The sequence below is a fragment of the Sphingomonas sp. GW821-FHT09E03 genome (assembly GCF_059416225.1).
On the sequence record NZ_JBWKOS010000001.1, the window covers coordinates 560,304 to 574,637 of the forward strand.

The window sequence follows — 14,334 nt, forward strand, 5'->3', positions numbered from 1 at the left end:
TGAACCATGGCTGATTTCGACTATCTCGCGATCGACACCCGCGGCCAGGAGCAGCGCGGCCATGTCGCGGCCGCGAGCCTCGACGCCGCGCGCACCGCGCTCGATCGCCGCAAGCTCTATGTCGTCCGCATCGAGCCCGGCTCGCCGCCGCCGGCGCGCAGCCGCCCGCTGTTCGGCCTTCAGCTCGGCCGCGCCAAGATGGGCACCAAGCAGCTCACCCTGTTCACCCGCCAGCTCGCCACTCTCAACCGCGTCTCGCCGCTCGAGGAGTCGCTGCGCACCATCACCCGTCAGACCGAGCAGGACAGCGTCCGCGCGATCGTCGCCCAGGTCCACACCGGCGTCGTCGAAGGCCGACGCCTTGCCGATTCAATGGCGCGCGAGCCGAAGAGCTTTCCGCCGCTCTACCGCGCGATGGTCGCCGCCGGCGAAAGCTCGGGCACCTTGCCCACCATCCTCGATCGCCTCGCCGCGCTGCTCGAGCGCCAGGCCGAGATCCGCGGCAAGCTGATCACCGCGCTTGCCTATCCGACCATCCTCGCGGTGGTCGCTTTGGGCGTCGTCACCGCCCTGATGATGTTCGTCGTCCCCCAAGTTGTCGAGCAATTCGATACGGTTGGCCAGCAATTGCCGTTCCTCACCCGGGTCGTGATCGGCTTCTCGGACGTGCTGGTCGGCTATTGGTGGGTGATGCTCCTATGCGTGATGTTAGTGAGTTTAGGCGGCTGGTACGCGCTCAAGGATCCCGCCTTCCGGCTTGCGGTGGATAGCTGGCTGCTGCGCCTGCCGCTGCTCGGCCGGCTGCTCCGCGACCTCCATGCCGCGGGCATGGCGCGCACGCTCGGCACCATGGTGGCGAGCCGCCTGCCACTGCTCGAGGGCATGACGCTGACGGCCAGCACCATACACAACCGCCGCCTCCGCCTCGCCTCGGACGAGATCGTCGACGCCATCCGCGGCGGCGGCAGCCTGTCGGCGGCGATGCGCCGCGCCGGGGTGTTCCCGCCGTTGCTCACCTATCTCGCCGCCTCCGGCGAGGCGGCGGGCCGGCTCGACGAGATGCTCGAGCGTGCCGCCGACTATCTCGAGCGCGAGTTCGACCGCTTCACCGCGACCGCGCTGTCGCTGCTCGAGCCGGCGATCATCGTCGTGATGGGGGGCATCGTTGCCACCATCGTGCTATCCATCCTGCTGCCGATCCTCCAGCTCAACACGCTGGCCGGTCAATGAGGACCCTTATGCGTACCGAACCCAACAAGCGCCGCCGGAACGAGGAGGGCTTTACGCTCGTCGAGTTGATGGTGGTGATCGTCATCATCGGCCTGCTCGCGACGATCGTCGCGCTCAACGTGCTGCCCTCGGGCGATAAGGCGCGGGTGGAAAAGGCCAAGGCCGATATCGCGCAGATCGAGGGCGGGCTCGAGCTCTACCGGCTGCAGATGTCGGTCTATCCCAACACCACCCAGGGCCTGGCCGCGCTGGTCAGCGCCCCCGCCGGGATCGATGCCTCGCGCTACCAGCGCGGCGGCTATCTCAAGAAGCTGCCTAACGATCCCTGGGGCCGCCCCTATCTCTATGCGTCGCCCGGCCAGCATGGCGAGGCCGACGTCTGGACCTTCGGTGCCGACGGCAAGGAAGGCGGCGAGGGGATCGATGCCGATATCGGCAGCTGGCAATAACCACTCGCCGGTCGGCGCCGATCGCGGCGTCACGCCCGTGAAACGTGCCGCCGAACACGGCTTCACGCCCGTGAAACGTGCCGCCGAACACGGCTTCACGCCCGTGAGGCGTGCCGCCGAACACGGCTTCACGCTGGTCGAGCTGATGGTCGTGGTCACGATCATCGGTCTCGCCTCGGCGGTGGCGCTGTGGGCGATGCCCGATCCGCGCGGGCGGGTGGTGGACGAGGCGGCGCGCTTTGCGGTGCGCACCCGTGCGGCACATGACGCCGCGATCGTCGAGGCGCGGCCGGTGAGCCTGTGGGTCACCGCCGGCGGATATGGCTTTGACCGGCGGCTCGCGGGCAATTGGGTGCCGATCGGCGACAAGCCGCTGCGCGTGACGCGCTGGAGCGACGGCACCCGTGCCGCGATCGGCGAGGCGCGGCTGCGCGTGATCTACGATCCCACCGGTCTCGCCGATCGACCGGCGCAGGTGACGCTGAGCCGTGGCGGCGCGCGCGCGGTGATCGACATGGCCGCCGATGGCACCGTCCGTGTCGCCAGCTGAGCGCGCCCGGGTCGCCGGCTTCACCCTCATCGAGATCATGGTCGCGCTGGCGGTATTCAGCCTGGCGGTGCTCGCGCTGATCCGGCTCGAGGGCGCGACGGTGCGCGGCGCCTCGATCCTCGACGACACGATGGTAGCCAATCTGGTCGCGCACAACGTCGCGGTCGATGCAGTCACCGACGGCGTACCTCCAGGAGTCGGCCGCGAGAGCGGGGTCGAGGTCAATGCCGGCCGTTCGTGGCGGTGGACTCGCGAGGTACGCCCGACCGGCAATGCCCAGATCATGCGCATCGACGTCGCGGTGCAGGATCGTACCGGCACCACGCTCGGCCATACGACGATGATCAGGCCGCCGCCGGCCCCGCAAGCGGCGCCCGGCCCAAGCCCGAGCCCGACGCCGACGCCGGGCAGCAAATCATGACGCGCGCCGACATCGACCAGCGAACCCGCGGCTTCACGCTCGTCGAGGTCATGGTCGCGCTGTTGATCTTCGGCATGATCGCCGCGGCGGGCGTGGCGATCCTGTCGTTCAGTATCCGCACCCAGGGCGTGACCAACAGTCGCTTCGACGACATCGCCGCGCTCAACCGCACCGCGTCGCTACTGTCGGGCGATCTCGGCCAGGCGGTGGACCGCCCGGCGCGCGACGAGTCGGGAACGACGTTCCCCGCCTTCGTCGGCAGCGCCGATGGCCAGCTGCGCTTCGTCCGCACCGGCTGGAGCAATATCGATGCGGCGCCGAGGGCGAGCGCGCAGAAGGTTGCCTATCAGCTGGTCGGCGGCGTGCTGCAGCGTCTGGCCTATCCGATGCTGGATGGCGCGGCGCCGCTGCCGCCGGTGGCGCTGCTCGATCATGTCCGCCAGGTCGGCACCCGCTACCGCTTCCAGGGAGCGTGGAGCGATCGCTGGGACGGCAGCCAGGGCGCGGCCCTGCCGCAGGCGGTGGAGTTCACCATCCAGCGCGACACCGGCAGCGGCCTGCGGATCATGCTGCTGGTCGGCACCGGCTATACCCCGGCGTCAAACCCGGTCGGAGGCACCAATGCACCGGCCTGACCGCGAGCGCGGAGCCGCGTTGCTCACCGTGCTAATGCTGGTCGCGGTGATCGCGGTGATGGCCGGCGCCGCGCTCGAACGGCTGCGGCTGACCACGCGGCTGGCGGCGAATGCCGCTGCCGGCGAGCAGGCACGCGCCTATGCGCAGGCCGCGGAGACGCTGGCGACCAGCCGGATTACCGACCTGCTCAGCCGCAGCCCCTCACGCGTCACGCTGGCGGGGGACTGGAGCGGCAAGCCGTTTGGCCTGCCGCTGCCTGGCGGCGTCGCGCTGGCGCGGGTGACCGACGGCGGCAATTGCTTCAACCTCAACGGACTGGTCACCCGCAGCGGCCCCGGCGTTTATTCCAGCACCGGATCGAACCCGGCCCGGCTTGAGTTCGCGCGGCTGATGCGCCTACTTAACGTGCCCGCGCAGATCGCCGACGGCATCGCCGCGAGCACCGCCGACTGGATTGACACCGATCAGGACCAGCAGGCCGGCGGCGCCGAGGATAGCGTCTATCTGGCGCGCGAAACACCATACCGCACCGGCGGCACGTTGATGGCCGATCCCAGCGAGCTGCGTGCCGTGCAGGGCGTGACGCCGGCGGTCTACGCGACGCTGAAGCCGTGGATCTGCACCTTGCCCGATGCGAAGCTCGCGGCGCTCAACATCAACACGCTGACGCCGGAGCAGGCGCCGCTGATCGCGATGCTGTTCCCGGACAACCTGTCGGTCGGCGCGGCGCGGAGCATGATCCTCCGCCGCCCGCCGCAGGGCTTCGCCGACACCACCACCTTCTTCAACCTGGCATCGGCGAGCAGCTCGACCGGCCAGGATTCCAGCCAGGCGGCGGTGACGTCGCAATGGTTCGCGCTGCGCGTCGATGTCACCTTGGGGAGCACGCAATTGCAGGAAAGGGCATTGATCGACGCAAGCCGTCTTCCCGCGCGGCTCGTGGCGCGGCAATGGGGAGACGACACATGACCACCTTGCTGTTCCTCCCCTCCGCCTCACGCGACTATCGCTGGATCTCGCTCGACGCATCGGGCGTGACGGGGGAAGGCGATGGCATTCCTGCCGGCGACGATGCCACGGTCGCGATCGTGCCCGCTGAGGCAGTGACGCTGCACTGGGCGGAGCTGCCGTCACGCTCGCCGGCGCAGGCGACCGCGGCGGCGCGCATCCTCGCCGCCGAGGCCAGCGCCGCGCCGCTCGCCGAGCTGCACGTCACGGTGGGCGACGAGGCGAGTGTGGATCGCCCGATTGGAGTCGTCGATGCCGCGGCGATGCGCGACTGGCTGGCGACGCTCGGCGCCGCGGGCATCGATCCTGCCGCGATGATCCCGGCGCCGATGCTGCTGCCCCGACCCGATGATGGCTACGTCCAGGCTCATCTCGCCGGTGCGCAACTGGTGCGCGGCCGCTCCACCGGCTTTGCCGGTGACGAGGTGATCACGCCGTTCGTCACCGGCGGTACCGCGCCCGAACTGCTCGACGACCTCGTGCTGGCGCGATCGCTGCTCGCGGCGGCGGCGCGTCCGCCGCTCGATCTACGCCAGGGCGCATTCGCCCGGCGGCGCAAGGTAGCGCTCGATTGGGCCCTGATTCGTCGTCTTGCGCTGCTTGCCGCCGGCATCCTGCTGGCGACGCTGGCGATCGATCTTGTCCGCATCGCCAAATACAGTTTCGGTGCCGACGCGCTCGAGGCGCGCGCCGACGCGCTGGGACGGACGGGCCTCGCGCGCGGCGAGACCGTCACCGATGTCGATCGCCAGTTGAGCGAGCGCGTCGCCGGCGTGCGCGGACCGGGGCTCGGCTTCACCACCACCACCGCCGCCGTCTACGCCGCGGTCCGGGCGGTCCCGGGGGTCGAACTCACCGGCCTCGACTTCCAGAGTAATGGAGACCTTCGCCTGTCCGTCGCCGCCTCCCGCGAATCGCTGCCGACCGATCTCAAGCGCCAGCTCGAAGCGGCAGGCTTCGTCGTCACCGCCGGCACCTTCCAGTCCGCTGGCGGCCGCGTCACCGGCGAGATGACGGTGAAGCGGCCATGAGCGGGATCCGCCCGTGGTTCGAGGGGCGATCGCTGCGCGAGCGGCGGATGATCCTGGTCATGCTGGGGCTGCTGGCGCTTACGATCCTGTGGGGCGGGATCATCCGCCCGGTGCGCGATGGGCTGTCGAGCGCGCGCGAACGCCACGCCGATGCCGTGGTGCGGCTCGCCGCCACCCAGTCCGAGCTCGCCGCGATCAAGGGCGCCGGCCGGCTGGTGCCGCTCACCGGATCGCTGGCCGACGCGGTGCGCCTGCGCGCCGATGCCGCCGGCTTTTCGGTCACCTCGCTCGACGAGCCGGGGTCAGGGCGGGTCCACCTCGTCATCCAGTCGGCGCGCGCGGCGGCGCTCGGCCGATGGCTGGCGCAATTGGAGCGAAGCGGCGTGTTGATCGAATCGGCGACGTGGCGGGACAATGGCGACACCACCGTGGCCGCCGATCTCGTGCTGCGGGCGCGGGCGGCATGAGGCGGATCCGCCTCACCATCACGCCGGCGGTGCTGTTCGGGCTGATGATGGTCATCGCATTGATCCTGTTCCTGCCGATGCGGCTGGCGCTCGGCTGGGCTGGGCTCGCCGACGAGGGATTTGCCGCCCGATCCGTCTCGGGGAGTGTCTGGGCCGGCCGGTTGAGCGAGGCGCAGTTCGGCGATCTGGCGCTCGGCTCGCTCGAGGCCGGCGTGTCGCCGCTGGCGCTGCTGATCGGCCGCGCGCGGGTGTCGCTGCGCGGCAGGAGCGGCGATCTGCACGGCGCGATCACGCTCAGCCGCCACAGCCAGGGCGTCGACGATCTCACCGCGACCTTGCCGACTGGGCGGGTGTTCGCGCCGCTCCCGGTGACCGCGCTGTCGCTGGAGGACGTCACCGTCCACTTCACCGATGCCACGTGCGACAAGGCCGAGGGCCGGGTTCGCGCGACCTTGGTCGGGGAGGCGGGGGGGATCGGGCTGCCGCCATCGGTGTCCGGCACCGCGCGGTGCGATGGCGGCGCGCTGCTGCTGCCGCTGGCGAGCCAGGCCGGCACCGAAAGCGTGCAACTGCGAATCACCGGCGAGGGCCGCTATACCGCGGTGCTGCAGATCGTCCCGGCGGATCCGGCCGCCGCACAGCGGCTCACCGCGTCCGGCTTCATCGCCACCGCACAGGGATATCGCCTTTCGATCGAAGGAAGCTTCTGATTGCCTTGACGGGCCGTGATCACCCCGGCTAGGGGCACGATCCTTCGCGGCGATCGTAGTTCAATTGGTTAGAGCGTCGGCTTGTGATGCCGGATGTTGCGGGTTCAAGTCCCGTCGGTCGCCCCATTCCCTTTTTGCGAAAAGATGCGCGATGGCTGGCTGGGGATTCGCTGACTTTGACGACCATGAGGGCGTCCATCTGTTCACGGATCCCGCGTCGGGCCTCCGCGCCGTGATCGCGATCCACTCCACCCACCTCGGCCCAGCGGCCGGCGGCGCGCGCTTCTGGCATTATGCCGATGCCGCCCAAGGCATCACCGACGCGCTGCGGCTATCGCGCGGGATGAGCTTCAAGAACGCGATGGCCGGGCTGGAGCTCGGTGGCGGCAAGGGCGTGATCCTTGCCGATCGCCCAGGCCAGGTGATCTCGACCGAACAGCTCCAGGCTTTCGGCCGCGCGGTCGAATCGCTCGGCGGCAAATATGTCACCGCCGAAGACGTCGGCATGTCCGAAGCGCGGATGAAGGTGATCGCCGGCGAGACCCGCTACGTCTCCGGCCTGCCCGTCGCGAGCGGTGCGGCGGGCGGCGACCCCGGTCCCTATACCGCCCACGGCATCTATCTCGGCGTCAAGGCCGCCGCCAAGCGCGGGCTGAACGCGTCAGACATGCAGGGCGTGCACGTCGCCATCCAAGGCGTCGGCTCGGTCGGCGGCGGGCTTGCCCGGCTGCTCGCCAAAGACGGCGCCAAGCTGACCCTCGCCGATGTCGATGCGGCACGCGCCGCCGCGCTCGCCGACGAACTCGGCGCAGAGACGGTTGCCGCGGGCGCCATCCTCGGCGTCGAGGCCGATATTTTCAGCCCCAACGCGCTCGGCGCGATCCTCACCGAGGCGACTATCCCGACGCTGACCGCCAAGGTTGTTGCCGGTGGTGCCAACAATCAGCTTGCCACCCGTGAGGATTACGATCGTCTCCACGCGCGCGGCATCCTCTATGCCCCAGATTATGTGATCAACGCCGGCGGGATCATCAATGTCGGGCTTGAATATCTCGGCCAGGGCGACGAGGCCGAGGTGATGGCGCGGATCGCCAAGATTCCGGGCCGCCTCGACGCGATCTGGGACGAAAGCGAGCGCACCGGCACCTCCGCGGCCGAGGTCGCCGACATCCAGGCCGAGCGGCTGATCGGCCGTTAAGGCTGACGACCTGACAACGCATCGCGTCAGCGCCATCCTTCCTGGTTTCTAAAGTCGGGGCAGCCCGTCGCGCGGGCAGGTGACGCGGCGCCATTTTGGCCATATCACCCACAGATCGTGTCAGCCCTTCACGCCCTCGCCAAGCCTGCGCGCTTCCTCCAGATCGCCCGGCCGCTGACGCCGCTGCTCACCTGGGCCGGCGTCTTGCTGATCGCGATCGGCTGCTGGGCCGGGCTGACCCAGACACCGCCCGACTATCTGCAAGGCGAGACGGTGCGGATCCTGTACATTCACGTTCCCGCGGCGTGGCTCGGCATGGGCGGCTGGAGCGGCATTGCGATCGCAAGCATCGCATTCCTGGTGTGGCGGCATCCGCTGGCGCAGATCGCCGCGCGCGCAATCGCGCTGCCCGGCGCGACGTTCGCGGCGCTGTGCCTTGTCACCGGATCGATCTGGGGCCGGCCGACCTGGGGAACCTGGTGGCAATGGGATGGCCGGCTGACCTCGATGCTGCTGCTGTTCTTCGTCTACTGCGGCTATATCGCGTTGGCCCGCGCCGATGCCGAGCGCGGGGGAGACGGCAGGATCCCAGCGCTCTACGGCATCGCCGGTTCGGTGCTGCTGCCGATCATCCGTTACTCGGTGGTGTGGTGGAACACGCTCCACCAGGGGCCAAGCATCGGCCTTACCCGCTCGTCGATCGATTCCTCCATCCTATGGCCGCTGCCCATCATGCTGATCGGGTTCAGCCTGTTCTTCGCCGCCATCGTGCTGATGCGGATGCGCGCGATGCTCGCGACCGCCAAGGCCGAGGCGCGGATGCGGCGGATGGCGCGGGCATGAACCCCTGGCCGTTCGTCGCCACCGCTTATGGCATCACCCTGGCTGGCGGCGCGATCGTCGCACTGGTGAGCTTTTGGGCGATGCGCCGCGCGGAGCGGCGATGAAGCCGCGCCACCAACGTCTCACGCTTGCCCTGCTCGCGCTCGCCGCCGTGGTCGCGGCGGGGGTGCTGGCGCTGTCGGCGCTCAAGGACCAGGCCGCGTTCTTCTACGCGCCATCTGACGTGAAGCGAGACGGTCTGCCGCTCGGCCGCGCGGTGCGCCTCGGCGGGATGGTCGAAGCGGGCTCTATCCACCGTGCCGACGACGGGGTGACCGTGCGCTTCGTGGTCGGCGATGGGCAGGCAACCACGCCGGTGCAATTCGCCGGCATCGTGCCCGATCTGTTTCGTGAGCGATCGGGCGTGGTCGCCGAGGGGCATTTCAACCGCGACGGCAGCTTCACCGCGACCAACCTGCTTGCCAAGCATGACGAGAAGTACATGCCACCGCCGATGGTGAAGACCAAAGCGGGGGCGATGCACGAGACCAGGACGCTGGCGCAATGATGGCCGAGGCAGGGTTGGCGGCGTTGTGGCTGGCTGCGGCGTTAGCGGCGTTGCAACTGCTCGTCGCCGGGCTGGCGGTTCGATCGTCGACGTCGCCGGTTGGTGCCGACCTGCTGGCTGCGGTGCGACCAGTGGCGATCATCCAGGGCGCACTGGTCCTGATCGCGATGGCGATGCTGATCGGCGTGTTCCTCGACTCCGACATGTCGGTCAAGTTGGTGGTGGAGAACAGCCATTCCGCCAAGCCGTGGCTGTACAAGTTTGCCGGCGCCTGGGGAAATCACGAAGGCTCGATGCTGCTGTGGGTGACGATCCTCGGTCTTGGCGGCACAGCGGTCGCGGTGTTCGAGCGGCGACTGCCGGAGGCGACGTTGACCGCCACGCTCGGCGCGCAGGCGGCGATCGCACTCGGCTTCTACGTTTTCCTGCTGTTCGCCTCCAACCCGTTCGCGAGGCTCAATCCCGCCGCGTCGGACGGTCTGGGGCTCAACCCGCTGCTCCAGGACCCCGGCCTCGCCTTTCATCCGCCGACGCTGTACATCGGCTATGTCGGCATCTCGATCGCCTTCTCCTTTGCGGTCGGCGCGCTGGTTACCCGCGACGTCGGCCCGGTGTTCGCCCGCGCGATGCGGCCATGGGTGCTCGGCGCATGGATCTTTCTCACCCTCGGCATCACCGCCGGCTCCTACTGGGCCTATTACGAACTCGGCTGGGGCGGCTGGTGGTTCTGGGACCCGGTGGAGAATGCGTCGCTGATGCCCTGGCTGGCGGCGACCGCATTGCTCCATTCGGTGACGGTGCTCGCCGCCCGTGACGGTCTGCGCGCCTGGACGATCATGCTCGCGGTGGTCGCCTTCTCGATGTCGATGGTCGGCACCTTCCTGGTGCGCTCGGGAATCCTCACCAGCGTCCACGCCTTTGCGGTGGATCCGGCGCGGGGCGCCTTCATCCTCGCCCTGCTCGCCATCTACATCGGCGGCGCGCTGGCGCTGTTCGCCGCGCGGATCGGCACCGTGCGGATCGGCAACACCTTCGAACTGATCAGCCGCGAGGGCGGGCTGGTGCTCAACAACCTGCTGTTGTCGGTAATCCTCGGCATTGTCCTGATCGGGACGCTCTACCCGCTGGTGGCGGCAAGCTTCGGCGTGCAGCTCTCGGTCGGGCCGCCGTTCTTCAACAAGGCGGCGGGGCCGATCGCGCTCGCGCTGGTGGTGGCGATGGCGGTGGGGCCACTGCTGCGCTGGCGTCGCGACGAGCCAACGGCGCTGATCGCTCGGCTGATCTGGCCGATCGGCGCGAGCTGCTTTGCCGCCGCCGGGCTGGTGGTGTTCGCGGACATCGGCTTGCTGCCGTTCCTCGGCCTGTCGCTGGCCGCGGGGCTTGCCGTCGCCAGCGTGATCCCGGTCACCGGCCGGGCAGTGCGGCGCATTCCGCTGTTCACTTGGGGCATGGTTATCGCCCATTTCGGCATCGCCGTCAGCCTGGCTGGCATGGCCTGCGACAGCGCCTTCACCAGCGAGACCCTGGTCGCAGCGACGGTCGGCCAGCCGGTGGCGGTAGGCCCCTATGTGGTGCGGCTCGATGGTATCAAGCCGGTGGTGGGTGACAATTGGTCTGCGCTCGAAGCGCGGCTCAGCGCCACCCGCGACGACGACACGCTGATCCTGCGCCCGCAATCGCGCTTCTTCAGCACGCCGGCGACGACCACCAACGAAAGCGCGATCGCCACCGCCTGGGATGGCCAGCTTTATACGGTGCTTGGCCAGCCCAACGGTGACGGACGCTGGCAGCTGCGGCTGTGGTGGAAGCCGCTCGTCACGCTGATCTGGCTTGGCGGTGTGCTGGTGGCGTTCGGCGGTCTGCTCTCGCTGGTCGGGCGTTGGCAGCGCGAGCGACGGTCGCAGCTTCGTGCTCTGGCGGAGTATTGGGCATGAGGCGCTGGCTGCTGTGGCTGCCGCTGGCGGCGTTTGCGGCCGTGTTCGCGGTCGTCGCGCTCGGCTTGCTCAAGCCCGCCGACCGCACGGTTCGCTCGGCGATGATCGGCAAGCCGCTGCCCGCGTTCCGCCTCGCGCCGCTGGCAGCGGGGAAACCGGGGTTGGACGTGGCGGTGTTCCGGCAGGGGCAGCCGCGTCTGCTCAACGTGTTCGCGAGCTGGTGCATTCCCTGCGCCGCCGAGGCGCCGCAGCTGATGAGGCTGAAGGAGCTGGGCGTACCGATCGAGGGGGTGGCGATCCGCGATACCGCACCGGCGCTCGCCGACTTTCTTGCCCGCAACGGCGATCCGTACGCCCATGTCGGCGACGATCCGCAGAGTGCCGTCCAGCTCGCCCTGGGGTCGTCGGGCGTTCCCGAAAGCTTCGTGGTCGATGGTCGGGGAAGGATCGTTCTCCAGCACGTCGGCGATATTCGGGCCGACGAGGTCGATGCGATCGCCGCCGCCGTGCGAGCCGCTCGATGATGGCCCGGGGTCGACGCGTTGCCGGTGTCGTCTGGTCGGCTGCCATGCTGATGCTGGCGCCCGTCGGGGCGTCGGCGGACCCGTCGACGCCGGCAGCGCCGCTCGCCAACACCCAGTTGCGCGATCCTGGCCAGGAAGCGGCGGCGCGTGCCTTGATGGGTACTCTTCGTTGCCTGGTGTGCCAGGGCCAGTCGATCGCCGACAGCGATGCGGCGATGGCTGGCGACATGCGATCGATGGTGCGCGAACGGATCCGTCAAGGTGACACCCCAGCCGCGGTGCGCCGCTGGCTGATCGATCGCTATGGCGCCTACGTTACCTATGATCCGCCGCTCGGCGCGGCGACCTGGCCCTTGTGGCTGACGCCGCTCGCGCTGCTGCTGATCGGCGCGGCGATCGCGCGCTCGAGCTTCCGGCGGCGGCGTTGATGGGCTGGATCGCGCTTCTGCTGCTTGGCCTTGCCGCGCTGGCAGCGGCAATCAGGCTCGGCGTGCGCCGGCCATTATGGTCGATGCTCGGCGCGGCGCTGATGCTCGCGGCGGCCGGCTATGCTTGGCAGGGCCGGCCGTTGCTGCCTGCACAACCGACGCAGTCTGACCTCCACGTCGACGCCGAGGATCCTGTAGTAATCGACCTGCGCAACCGGATGCTGGGCACATTCAGTGGCGACTATCCCTACCTCGCGGCGGCCGATGCGATGGCGCGATCGGGCAATCGCGATGCGGCTGTGCGAGTGATCCTCGGCGGGATCAGCCATATTCCCGAAAGCGTGATGCTGTGGACCGCGCTCGGCACCGCCCTGGCGGCGCATGATGGAGGACAGCTGTCGCCACCGGCGCTTTTTGCGTTTCAGCAGGCGATCCGCCTGTCGCCGAGGCACCCAGCACCGCGCTTCTTTCTGGGGCTGGCGGCGGTGCGCAGCAACGACTTCCGGACGGCGCGGGATCATTGGGCGAAAGCGCTGGCATTGACGTCGGCCTCCGCTTCGTATCGGCCGGATATCGCGGTGCGTCTCGCGTTGCTGGACCGTTATCTCGCTGCGCAAAAGTAGGCAGGCCGCCGGCTAGCAGGCGTGCCGCCTTTTACATCTTTAAGACCTAAGGCCCGTTGAGCGAATCGATCGAAGGCCGAAACAAGTTCAGGATGACGAGGGAAGCGACGTAATTCGCTTTAACGTCGCGCTTTTTGCCGGGATCGGGGACCAGCCACTCCAGCCTTGGCGGGAAGCGGCTGGCCCGATCGAACGTCGTACCACGTACGGCGACGCAGGCCTTACTGCCCGCGGCCGGTTTCCGCCTGCAGCTCGTCGATCCGCTTGGAGGCATCGGCCTTGTTCAGCGCGTCGTCGAACTCCTCATGTGCTTCTTCGCTCAGCGTCTTGAGGTAGCTGGCCTGGGCGCCGGTCATCGGCTCGCCGCCGGTGGTCCAGTCGTCCGGGTTCTTTTCGGCGTTGCCGGTGGGGTGGTCCTTGGGATTGGGCGTGTCGGTCATGGGGTCTTCCTTTCAGGAGACCCCAACCGCCGTGTTCCTTTTTCGTTCCCTTGCGGCCGCGCTTAGCCGGCCCAGGCCTCGAACGGCAGGTCGAGCGCTTCGGCGACGGCCTGGTGGCGGATCTTGCCGGCCGAGACGTTGAGCCCATTGGCTAGATGCGGGTCCGCCTTCATCGCCGCGTCGGCGCCCAAGGTCGCGAGCTTGATCGCGAACGGTAGCGTCGCATTGTTGAGGGCGATGGCAGACGTCCGCGCCACGGCGCCCGGCATGTTGGCGACGCAATAATGGGTGACGCCGTCCACTTCGAAGACCGGATCTTCATGGGTGGTGGCGTGGCTGGTCTCGAAACACCCGCCTTGATCGATGGCGATGTCGACCATCACCGCGCCGCGCTTCATCGTCTTGACCATCTCGCGCGTCACCAGCTTGGGGGCGGCGGCGCCGGGCACCAGCACCGCACCAATCACCAGATGCGCGCTCTTCACCGCGGCGGCGATCGCCGCCTTGGAAGCATAGGCCGTCTTGATCTGGCTCGAGAAGAACATGTCGAGTTCGGCGAGTCGATCGTTCGAGATGTCATAGATGGTGACATCGGCCCGCATGCCGACCGCCATCTGCGCGGCGTTGACGCCCGACACGCCGCCACCGAGGATCGCCACCTTGGCCGGGGCGACGCCGGGCACACCGCCGAGCAGCACGCCGCGGCCGCCCTGTTCCTTCTCGAGATAATGCGCGCCGACCTGCACCGACATCCGGCCGGCGACTTCGCTCATCGGCTTGAGCAGCGGCAGGCCGCCGCGGGCTGCGGTCACGGTCTCATAGGCGATGCAGGTCGCGCCCGAGGCGATCAGCCCCTCGGCCTGCGGCTTGTCGGCAGCAAGGTGCAGATAGGTGAACAGTAGGTGGCGCGGTTCGAGCATCGCGATCTCGCCGGCCTGCGGCTCCTTGACCTTCACGATCATGTCCGCGCCGGCAAACACCGATCGCGCATCGGGCAGGATCGACGCGCCCGCTGCGACATAGGCGTCGTCGTCGAAATCGATTCCGGCGCCGGCGCCGGTTTCCACCACCACCTCGTGGCCGGCAGCGACCAGTTCCGCCACCGATGGCGGGGTCAGGCCCACGCGGTATTCGTGGTTCTTGATCTCCTTGGGAACACCGACTCGCATCACTATCTCTCCAGTTAGCATGGAGGCGCCTATACAGAGGCGAGGATGGGCTGTCCCGTTGCCTGCGTTCCGCTGCCCATGCTAAGTGGCGCCCTTCGAGGGGCGAAGAACAGGCTGTGAACATGG

At 68.8% G+C, this 14,334-nt stretch carries 18 protein-coding genes and 1 tRNA gene; 17 read left to right on the forward strand and 2 right to left on the reverse strand.

The annotated features are described in order from the left end of the window. Positions 1-6 precede the first annotated feature (6 nt). The 17 genes from gspF (at position 7) to AC07M8_RS03075 (ending at position 12,599) form a co-directional block, all read left to right on the forward strand. The gene (gene gspF / locus AC07M8_RS02995; protein WP_495172918.1) at positions 7-1,230 is read left to right on the forward strand and encodes a type II secretion system inner membrane protein GspF; all 1,224 of its coding nucleotides are present in this window, start codon (positions 7-9) and stop codon (positions 1,228-1,230) included. 8 nt (positions 1,231-1,238) lie between these two features. Further along, positions 1,239-1,679, forward strand: a complete 441-nt coding sequence (gene gspG / locus AC07M8_RS03000) for a type II secretion system major pseudopilin GspG (protein ID WP_267397258.1) — start codon at positions 1,239-1,241, stop codon at positions 1,677-1,679. Further along, the gene (locus AC07M8_RS03005; RefSeq protein ID WP_495172919.1) at positions 1,654-2,229 is read left to right on the forward strand and encodes a GspH/FimT family pseudopilin; all 576 of its coding nucleotides are present in this window, start codon (positions 1,654-1,656) and stop codon (positions 2,227-2,229) included. The genes gspG and AC07M8_RS03005 overlap by 26 nt, the downstream gene beginning before the upstream one ends. Further along, a complete protein-coding gene (gspI, locus tag AC07M8_RS03010; protein ID WP_495172920.1) occupies positions 2,216-2,650 on the forward strand; it encodes a type II secretion system minor pseudopilin GspI in 435 nt (144 codons plus the stop codon). Before AC07M8_RS03005 ends, gspI begins: the two co-directional genes overlap by 14 nt. Next, positions 2,647-3,285, forward strand: coding sequence for a type II secretion system minor pseudopilin GspJ (gene gspJ, locus AC07M8_RS03015; protein ID WP_495172921.1), 639 nt, complete (start codon positions 2,647-2,649; stop codon positions 3,283-3,285). Before gspI ends, gspJ begins: the two co-directional genes overlap by 4 nt. After that, positions 3,272-4,255, forward strand: coding sequence for a type II secretion system minor pseudopilin GspK (gene gspK / locus AC07M8_RS03020; protein ID WP_495172922.1), 984 nt, complete (start codon positions 3,272-3,274; stop codon positions 4,253-4,255). The genes gspJ and gspK overlap by 14 nt, the downstream gene beginning before the upstream one ends. Beyond that, positions 4,252-5,325 carry a type II secretion system protein GspL gene (gspL, locus tag AC07M8_RS03025; protein ID WP_495172923.1) on the forward strand — a complete coding sequence of 358 codons (1,074 nt, stop codon included), beginning with the start codon at positions 4,252-4,254 and terminating at the stop codon, positions 5,323-5,325. Before gspK ends, gspL begins: the two co-directional genes overlap by 4 nt. Beyond that, on the forward strand, positions 5,322-5,792 hold the full coding sequence (locus tag AC07M8_RS03030; protein WP_495172924.1) for a type II secretion system protein M: 471 nt from the start codon (positions 5,322-5,324) through the stop codon (positions 5,790-5,792). Before gspL ends, AC07M8_RS03030 begins: the two co-directional genes overlap by 4 nt. Further along, positions 5,789-6,502 carry a type II secretion system protein N gene (gspN, locus tag AC07M8_RS03035; RefSeq protein ID WP_495172925.1) on the forward strand — a complete coding sequence of 238 codons (714 nt, stop codon included), beginning with the start codon at positions 5,789-5,791 and terminating at the stop codon, positions 6,500-6,502. Before AC07M8_RS03030 ends, gspN begins: the two co-directional genes overlap by 4 nt. A gap of 49 nt (positions 6,503-6,551) precedes the next feature. Further along, positions 6,552-6,628: transfer RNA gene (locus AC07M8_RS03040), tRNA-His, on the forward strand. Positions 6,629-6,653: 25 nt separating this feature from the next. Continuing rightward, positions 6,654-7,700, forward strand: a complete 1,047-nt coding sequence (locus tag AC07M8_RS03045; protein ID WP_495172926.1) for a Glu/Leu/Phe/Val family dehydrogenase — start codon at positions 6,654-6,656, stop codon at positions 7,698-7,700. Positions 7,701-7,817: 117 nt separating this feature from the next. Next, positions 7,818-8,543 carry a heme ABC transporter permease CcmC gene (gene ccmC, locus AC07M8_RS03050; protein ID WP_495172927.1) on the forward strand — a complete coding sequence of 242 codons (726 nt, stop codon included), beginning with the start codon at positions 7,818-7,820 and terminating at the stop codon, positions 8,541-8,543. A 100-nt stretch (positions 8,544-8,643) separates the two neighbouring features. After that, entirely contained in the window at positions 8,644-9,090 is a 447-nt protein-coding gene (gene ccmE, locus AC07M8_RS03055; protein WP_495172928.1) for a cytochrome c maturation protein CcmE, read from the forward strand. Further along, on the forward strand, positions 9,087-11,024 hold the full coding sequence (locus AC07M8_RS03060) for a heme lyase CcmF/NrfE family subunit (protein ID WP_495172929.1): 1,938 nt from the start codon (positions 9,087-9,089) through the stop codon (positions 11,022-11,024). The genes ccmE and AC07M8_RS03060 overlap by 4 nt, the downstream gene beginning before the upstream one ends. Beyond that, positions 11,021-11,548: a DsbE family thiol:disulfide interchange protein gene (locus AC07M8_RS03065; protein WP_495172930.1), complete on the forward strand. Its 528-nt coding sequence runs from the start codon at positions 11,021-11,023 to the stop codon at positions 11,546-11,548. Before AC07M8_RS03060 ends, AC07M8_RS03065 begins: the two co-directional genes overlap by 4 nt. Before the next feature lie 50 nt (positions 11,549-11,598). Then, positions 11,599-11,976 (forward strand): cytochrome c-type biogenesis protein, encoded by a 378-nt coding sequence (locus AC07M8_RS03070; protein ID WP_495172931.1) that lies wholly within the window; start codon positions 11,599-11,601, stop codon positions 11,974-11,976. 83 nt (positions 11,977-12,059) lie between these two features. Next, entirely contained in the window at positions 12,060-12,599 is a 540-nt protein-coding gene (locus AC07M8_RS03075; protein ID WP_495172932.1) for a tetratricopeptide repeat protein, read from the forward strand. Between the two features lie 221 nt (positions 12,600-12,820). Here the strand turns inward: AC07M8_RS03075 and AC07M8_RS03080 are convergent, their stop codons facing one another. Continuing rightward, positions 12,821-13,039 carry a DUF3072 domain-containing protein gene (locus tag AC07M8_RS03080; protein WP_495172933.1) on the reverse strand — a complete coding sequence of 73 codons (219 nt, stop codon included), beginning with the start codon at positions 13,037-13,039 and terminating at the stop codon, positions 12,821-12,823. 62 nt (positions 13,040-13,101) lie between these two features. After that, positions 13,102-14,208 carry an alanine dehydrogenase gene (gene ald, locus AC07M8_RS03085; RefSeq protein ID WP_495172934.1) on the reverse strand — a complete coding sequence of 369 codons (1,107 nt, stop codon included), beginning with the start codon at positions 14,206-14,208 and terminating at the stop codon, positions 13,102-13,104. Between the last annotated feature and the right edge of the window lie 126 nt (positions 14,209-14,334).

Excerpts from the sequence above, each read along its gene's own strand:
- AC07M8_RS03005 (WP_495172919.1), top strand. The coding sequence starts at position 1,654 with ATGCCGATATCGGCAGCTGGCAATAACCACTCGCCGGTCGGCGCCGAT.
- AC07M8_RS03075 (WP_495172932.1), top strand. The coding sequence starts at position 12,060 with ATGCTCGGCGCGGCGCTGATGCTCGCGGCGGCCGGCTATGCTTGGCAG.
- AC07M8_RS03065 (WP_495172930.1), top strand. The coding sequence starts at position 11,021 with ATGAGGCGCTGGCTGCTGTGGCTGCCGCTGGCGGCGTTTGCGGCCGTG.
- AC07M8_RS03070 (WP_495172931.1), top strand. The coding sequence starts at position 11,599 with ATGCTGGCGCCCGTCGGGGCGTCGGCGGACCCGTCGACGCCGGCAGCG.
- gspK (WP_495172922.1), top strand. The coding sequence starts at position 3,272 with ATGCACCGGCCTGACCGCGAGCGCGGAGCCGCGTTGCTCACCGTGCTA.
- gspF (WP_495172918.1), top strand. The coding sequence starts at position 7 with ATGGCTGATTTCGACTATCTCGCGATCGACACCCGCGGCCAGGAGCAG.
- AC07M8_RS03060 (WP_495172929.1), top strand. The coding sequence starts at position 9,087 with ATGATGGCCGAGGCAGGGTTGGCGGCGTTGTGGCTGGCTGCGGCGTTA.
- ald (WP_495172934.1), bottom strand. The coding sequence starts at position 14,208 with ATGCGAGTCGGTGTTCCCAAGGAGATCAAGAACCACGAATACCGCGTG.
- gspG (WP_267397258.1), top strand. The coding sequence starts at position 1,239 with ATGCGTACCGAACCCAACAAGCGCCGCCGGAACGAGGAGGGCTTTACG.
- gspL (WP_495172923.1), top strand. The coding sequence starts at position 4,252 with ATGACCACCTTGCTGTTCCTCCCCTCCGCCTCACGCGACTATCGCTGG.
- ccmE (WP_495172928.1), top strand. The coding sequence starts at position 8,644 with ATGAAGCCGCGCCACCAACGTCTCACGCTTGCCCTGCTCGCGCTCGCC.
- gspN (WP_495172925.1), top strand. The coding sequence starts at position 5,789 with ATGAGGCGGATCCGCCTCACCATCACGCCGGCGGTGCTGTTCGGGCTG.
- gspJ (WP_495172921.1), top strand. The coding sequence starts at position 2,647 with ATGACGCGCGCCGACATCGACCAGCGAACCCGCGGCTTCACGCTCGTC.
- AC07M8_RS03045 (WP_495172926.1), top strand. The coding sequence starts at position 6,654 with ATGGCTGGCTGGGGATTCGCTGACTTTGACGACCATGAGGGCGTCCAT.
- AC07M8_RS03030 (WP_495172924.1), top strand. The coding sequence starts at position 5,322 with ATGAGCGGGATCCGCCCGTGGTTCGAGGGGCGATCGCTGCGCGAGCGG.
- AC07M8_RS03080 (WP_495172933.1), bottom strand. The coding sequence starts at position 13,039 with ATGACCGACACGCCCAATCCCAAGGACCACCCCACCGGCAACGCCGAA.